Source organism: Aeromonas sp. HMWF015 (assembly GCF_963878965.1).
Lineage (GTDB): Bacteria > Pseudomonadota > Gammaproteobacteria > Enterobacterales > Aeromonadaceae > Aeromonas > Aeromonas veronii.
Genome location: NZ_CAWNZT010000342.1, coordinates 1 through 5,996 on the forward strand (window position 1 = coordinate 1; position 5,996 = coordinate 5,996).

Sequence of the window (5,996 nt, forward strand, 5' to 3'; positions counted from 1 at the left end):
ACTAAGTATAAACCCAGAAAAAGACAGCAAATTATTCGCTGCATTAGATGCATTGGAAGAATCAAGTATAAGCCCTAATGCTTTTTCTAATTTATCTGATGCTGCAAATGAAGTGGAAAGATTAGCACACTTAACATTCAAAACTGAATGGGAAAGAGTGAAAAAAGGAGAGCCGCTATACCAAATAACCAAGAACACTTGCGGGGTTATTACTTTATTAATAACCGTCTATTTATTGTCAAATTCAGTAAATTAATAATCAATCACATGCCAATTATTGTAATTGCCCTTTCTAAGTTCTCAAAAACTCCAGATTTGCATCAAATAAAGAAAGGACTGAAAAAGAAAGCCAACCGTATTCCGAAATTCCGAACACAGCCAGTGCGATCGTGAAGCGTCATCGTTAGCCTTCATGATTTCCACCCTATAAATAACGAAGACAAGGCCAGGGCACCATTGTGCCCCTAGCCCCACCGCGATCGTCAGTGATCCCATCAAGCTCAGCACCAGCAGGTTCATAGTTTGGCCAAGGGATTTATGGTGTAGGCAACCAATCGAACAAAGCGGATTAATTCTGCTCTTTTTCATCATCCCTTAGGGGTGTAGATTGGTTGAGGGGGGCAATCGTTGCCCCCTCTCTTTTTTCATGACCGCTCGAGGTATCACGGAAAACACGTTTTTCGCTGATATCGCGGGTGGCCTGAGCCAATCAGGAGTATTCATGTCCGATCTGACCCTCTATTTCGCTCCCGGCACCTGTGCCATGGCCGTGCAGATTGCCCTGCTGGAAGCGAATGCCCCGTTCCAACCCCGTCTCGTCAACCTCGCCGCAGGGGAACAGCGTGATCCTGCATATCTTGCCATCAACCCCAAAGGGCGGGTGCCTGCCCTGATCACCGAGCAGGGCACCCTGACCGAGACCCCGGCCCTGCTGCTCTATGTGGCACAGCGCTTCCCCGATGCCAAGCTGGCGCCGCTGGACAACCCGTTCCTGCTGGCCCGCATGCAGGAGGTCAACAGCTTCCTCGCCTCCACCGTGCATGTCTCCCACGCCCACGGTCGCCGTGGCAGCCGCTGGGCCGATGACGAGCAGGCCATTGTCGCCATGCAGCAGAAGGTCGCCAGCAATATGCGCGATGGTTTTGCCCAGATTGAGCAGCACTATCTGGCAGGCCCCTGGGTACTGGGCGAGCAGTTCAGCGTGGCGGATATCTATCTGTTCGTGGTCGCGGGCTGGCTGAAAAGCGATGGGGTCGAGATCAGCGAATTCCCCAAGGTTGCCGAGCATTATCAGCGCATGCTGAGCCGTCCGGCGGTCGCCAAGGCACTGGCCAACTAACCATAAAATCAATAGCTCAATGAATAACAAGGGTGTCAGGGCTCTGCTGACACCTTTCCTGCCTCCTCCCCTGCACTTCTTCTCCCGCCTTTGAGATCGTTTTCACATTTCCGTGGTTTTGCCGTGGCTCTTCCATCCTAAAAAGCCTATCTTTGCGCTATGACGCAACCGGTTGCGTAACCGGTTGCCTAACGGTTCACAGATTGACGGGCCAAGGCCTGATGAGGTGCTGTATGAAACGAGGCGTACTGCTCAATGCTCCCCTGAGTGCTCTGGTGGCACAGATGGGCCACACCGACGAGATCACCGTCTGCGATGCAGGCTTGCCCATTCCGGCAGGGCCGGAGCGGATCGATCTGGCATTGATGGCGGGCACCCCCAGCCTCGAAACCGTGCTGAGCGCCCTGCTCACCGATCTGGTGGTTGAGAAGGTGATCATGGCAACCGAGATCAAGCAGATCAGCCCCGCCGCCCATCAGGCGCTGGTCGATCAGCTTGAGGCCCACGCAGCCGCTCAAGGCAAATCCATCGCCATCGAATACTGCCTGCACGAGGAGTTCAAAACCCGCTCCCGCCAGAGCAAGGCGATCGTGCGCAGCGGCGAGGTGACTCCCTACGCCAACCTGATCCTCTGCGCCGGTGTGGCGTTCTGACATTCTTCAAAGAAGGCCTCTTCAAGGAAGCTGCAAATGAGCACAACCTCCCCCCTCTCACCCATTCTGGAGCTGACCGGGATCGTCAAGACCTTCCCCGGTGTGCGCGCCCTCGACGAAGCGGGTCTGCGGGTCTATCCGGGCCAGGTGATGGCCTTGCTCGGTGAAAATGGCGCCGGCAAATCCACCCTGATGAAGGTGCTGACCGGCATCTATCAGGCCGATGCGGGCAGCGTCAGCTACCGCGGTCAACCGGTTCACTTCAAGGGGCCGCGCGATTCTCAGGATCAGGGGATCAGCATCATCCACCAGGAGCTGAACCTGCTGCCGGAGTTGTCGATTGCCGCCAACATCTTCCTCGGGCGCGAACCCCGTACCCGTTTTGGCAGCATCGACCACCAACAGCTGCGCGAGCGGGCAAGCACCCTCCTGGCGCGACTTGGCGTCAAACACGGGCCGGATACCCGACTCGGGGATCTCTCCATCGGCGAACAGCAGATGGTAGAGATTGCCAAGGCGCTGTCGTTCGATGCCAGCGTCATCATCATGGATGAACCCACCGATGCGCTGACCGATACCGAGACTGAGCAACTGTTCAAGGTTATCCGCGAGCTGCGTGAGCAAGGTTGCGGCATCGTCTATATCTCCCACCGCCTCAAGGAGATCTTCGAGATCTGCGATCGGGTCACCGTGCTGCGCGATGGCAAGTGGATCGGCGAGAAGGCGGTGAGCGATCTGGATGAAGACAAGATCATCGAGATGATGGTGGGTCGGCGGCTGGAAGAGCAGTACCCGCGCCTTGAGCGCGAGCTCGGCCCCGTCAGCCTGCAGGTGAAGGATCTGGCTGGTCCCGGCGTGCGCGGGGTGAGTTTCTCCCTGCGTCAGGGGGAAATTCTGGGCTTTAGCGGCCTGATGGGCTCCGGCCGTACCGAGCTGATGAAGCTTATCTATGGCGCCAGCCCCATCAGCACCGGTGAAGTGCAAGTTGACGGTCATGCTCTGGTGCCCAAAAGCCCGGCGGATGGTCTGGCCGCAGGCATCGCCTATATCTCTGAAGATCGCAAGGGTGATGGGCTGGTATTGGAGCTATCGGTGCGCGAAAACATGAGTCTGTGCGCCCTCGACGAGTTCATCAGCAACGGCAAGATTGACGGCAAGGCCGAGCGGCAGGCGGTGAGCGACTATGTGCGCCTGTTCAACATCAAGACCCCGAGTCAGGATCAGCTGATCAAGCTGCTCTCCGGAGGCAACCAGCAGAAGGTGGCCATCGCCAAGGGGCTGCTGACCCGGCCCAAGGTGCTGATCCTCGACGAGCCGACCCGCGGCGTCGACGTGGGGGCGAAGAAGGAGATCTATCAGCTGATCAACCAGTTCAAGAAGGAGGGGATGAGCATCATTCTGGTCTCCTCCGAGATGCCGGAAGTGCTCGGCATGAGTGATCGCATCATGGTGATGCACGAAGGGCGCATCAGCGCAGAGTTCAACACCCGCGATGCCAATCAGGAGAAGCTGATGGCGGCGGCAGTCGGTAAACAGTGGCAAGCAGAGCAAGAGGCATCCCAATGACAACCCAAACCCTTTCCCGCCGTGGCGTTATGAGCAAGGCGTGGTGGATCGAGAACAAATCCCTGGTCGCGCTGCTGGTCCTGATTGGTGTGGTCTCCTTTCTGAGCCCCAACTTCTTCACCGCCGACAACCTGCTCAACATCCTGCGCCAGACCTCGGTCAACGCCATCATGGCGGTCGGTATGACGCTGGTTATCCTCACCGCCGGGATCGATCTGTCGGTCGGCTCTGTGCTCGCCCTGTGCGGTGCGCTGGCCGCCACCATGGTCGCCATGGAGTTGCCGATCTGGCTGGTGGTGCCCCTCACTCTGGGTGCCGGTGCCCTGCTGGGCGGCGTCAGCGGTCTCATCATTGCCAAGGGCAAGGTACAGGCGTTTATCGCCACCCTGGTCACCATGACCGCTCTGCGCGGCATCACCATGGTCTATACCGAGGGGCGTCCCATCTCCACCGGTTTCAGTGACGGCGCCGATCACTTTGCCTGGCTTGGTACCGGTTACCTGTTCGGTCTGCCGGTGCCCATCTGGCTGATGGCCATCGTCTTCCTGCTCGCCTGGTTCATGCTCAACCACACCCGTCTCGGTCGCTACATCTACGCGCTGGGTGGCAACGAATCGGCTACCCGCCTCTCCGGTATCAATGTGGATCGGGTGAAGCTGGCGGTGTATGGTCTGTGCGGCGCGCTCTCGGCACTGGCAGGGCTTATCGTTACCTCTCGTCTCTCCTCTGCCCAGCCGACAGCGGGCATGGGTTACGAGCTGGATGCCATCGCCGCGGTGGTGCTGGGTGGTACCAGCCTGATGGGCGGCAAGGGCCGCATCATGGGGACCCTGATCGGTGCCTTGATCATCGGCTTCCTGAACAACGCCCTCAACCTGCTCGACGTATCCTCCTATTACCAGATGATCGCCAAGGCCAGCGTGATCTTGCTTGCCGTGATGATCGATAACAAAAGCAATCGTTGATAAGACAAGCCACACACAAGGAATGAAATGATGAAAAAGCTTAACACCCTGCTCGCTGCCGCCATCATGTCCGTGCTGGGCACCGCCCAGGCCGCCGATCAAACCCTGGCCATGGTGGTCTCCACCCTCAACAACCCCTTCTTCGTCACCATGAAAGAGGGTGCCGAAGCCAAAGCCAAGGAGCTTGGCTACGAGCTGGTGGTACTGGATTCCCAGAATGACCCGGCCAAAGAGCTCTCCAACATGGAAGATCTCACCGTACGCAAGGTCGGCGCTATCCTGATCAACCCCACCGACTCCGAAGCGGTTGGCAACGCCATTCGTCTGGCCAACCGCGCCAGCATCCCGGTACTGACCCTGGACCGTGGTGCTGCGCAGGGTGAGGTCAAGGCCCACATTGCCTCCGACAACGTGGCGGGCGGCAAGCTGGCCGGTGACTTTATCACCGAGAAACTGGGTACCGGTGCCAAGGTAATCCAGCTGGAAGGGATTGCCGGTACCTCCGCCGCCCGTGACCGTGGCGAAGGTTTTGCCCTGGCCGTGGCGGCCAACAAGCTGCAGGTGCTGGCTTCCCAGCCTGCCGACTTTGACCGCACCAAGGGTCTGAACGTCATGGAAAACCTGCTGGCGGCCCATCCGACCGTACAGGCTGTGTTCGCCCAGAACGACGAGATGGCGCTGGGTGCCATCCGCGCGGTACAAGCTGCCGGCAAAGAGGTGATGATCGTCGGCTTCGACGGCACTGACGATGGCAAAGCCGCCGTTGCCAAGGGTAAACTGGCCGCCACCGTGGCCCAGCAGCCTGCGCTGATCGGTGCCATCGGCGTCGAGACTGCCGACAAGGTGCTGAAAGGTCAGCCGGTCGAGAAATCCATTCCGGTACCGCTGCAAGTGGTCAGCAAGTAAGTGTTCGAGGGGAGGTTCGCCTCCCCTTTTCCCTCTCGTTCAGGTGCCTCCCGGCTTGGGCTCACTCCATCACAGTGTTCAAGCCAAGATGCATCAGGAGTAGTCAACATGAATCGTCTCGTCGTTCTGGGCAGTGTCAATGCAGACCATGTGCTGCGCGTTCCCCACTTTCCTCGCCCGGGTGAAACCCTGACCGGCCACAGCTATCAGGTGGTGCCCGGTGGCAAGGGGGCAAATCAGGCAGTCGCAGCTGCCCGCCTCGGCGCCCCCGTCTCCTTTATCGCCCGTATCGGCGATGACGCCATCGGCCACCAGATGAAGAGCGGCTTTGCCAAAGATGGCATCGACGTCAGCGCCGTCGAGCTCGATCCCAAGCTCCCGACCGGTATCGCCATCATCTATGTGAGCGATGAGGGGGAGAACAGTATCGGTATCTCCGCCGAAGCCAACGGGGCCATCACTCCGGCTGTGGTGAAAAACCACGAAGCGATGATCGCCGACGCCCACACCCTGCTGTTGCAGCTGGAAGTGCCGCTCGAGAGCGTCCATGAAGCTGCACGGCTGGCT

Annotated in this window: 6 protein-coding genes and 1 pseudogene; all 7 read left to right on the top strand. The window is 58.6% G+C overall.

Features of this window, described 5'->3' with window-relative positions; all coding sequences use genetic code 11:
* A partial coding sequence (locus tag AACS18_RS17210; RefSeq protein WP_181363311.1) for a hypothetical protein occupies window positions 1-256 on the top strand: 256 nt, incomplete at its 5' end.
* A 465-nt stretch (window positions 257-721) separates the two neighbouring features.
* Window positions 722-1,339 (top strand): glutathione S-transferase family protein, encoded by a 618-nt coding sequence (locus AACS18_RS17215; protein ID WP_108612829.1) that lies wholly within the window; start codon window positions 722-724, stop codon window positions 1,337-1,339.
* Window positions 1,340-1,572: 233 nt separating this feature from the next.
* The gene (rbsD, locus tag AACS18_RS17220; protein ID WP_108612830.1) at window positions 1,573-1,992 is read left to right on the top strand and encodes a D-ribose pyranase; all 420 of its coding nucleotides are present in this window, start codon (window positions 1,573-1,575) and stop codon (window positions 1,990-1,992) included.
* Window positions 1,993-2,028: 36 nt separating this feature from the next.
* Window positions 2,029-3,558, top strand: coding sequence for a ribose ABC transporter ATP-binding protein RbsA (rbsA, locus tag AACS18_RS17225; protein ID WP_108612831.1), 1,530 nt, complete (start codon window positions 2,029-2,031; stop codon window positions 3,556-3,558).
* Window positions 3,555-4,523, top strand: coding sequence for a ribose ABC transporter permease (rbsC, locus tag AACS18_RS17230; protein WP_005336670.1), 969 nt, complete (start codon window positions 3,555-3,557; stop codon window positions 4,521-4,523). The genes rbsA and rbsC overlap by 4 nt, the downstream gene beginning before the upstream one ends.
* 30 nt (window positions 4,524-4,553) lie before the next feature.
* The gene (rbsB, locus tag AACS18_RS17235) at window positions 4,554-5,429 is read left to right on the top strand and encodes a ribose ABC transporter substrate-binding protein RbsB (RefSeq protein WP_005360585.1); all 876 of its coding nucleotides are present in this window, start codon (window positions 4,554-4,556) and stop codon (window positions 5,427-5,429) included.
* A 108-nt stretch (window positions 5,430-5,537) separates the two neighbouring features.
* Window positions 5,538-5,996: pseudogene (locus tag AACS18_RS23595) on the top strand (PfkB family carbohydrate kinase); the annotation flags it as partial.

Excerpts from the sequence above, each read along its gene's own strand:
- rbsB (WP_005360585.1), top strand. The coding sequence starts at position 4,554 with ATGAAAAAGCTTAACACCCTGCTCGCTGCCGCCATCATGTCCGTGCTG.
- rbsD (WP_108612830.1), top strand. The coding sequence starts at position 1,573 with ATGAAACGAGGCGTACTGCTCAATGCTCCCCTGAGTGCTCTGGTGGCA.
- rbsC (WP_005336670.1), top strand. The coding sequence starts at position 3,555 with ATGACAACCCAAACCCTTTCCCGCCGTGGCGTTATGAGCAAGGCGTGG.
- rbsA (WP_108612831.1), top strand. The coding sequence starts at position 2,029 with ATGAGCACAACCTCCCCCCTCTCACCCATTCTGGAGCTGACCGGGATC.
- AACS18_RS17215 (WP_108612829.1), top strand. The coding sequence starts at position 722 with ATGTCCGATCTGACCCTCTATTTCGCTCCCGGCACCTGTGCCATGGCC.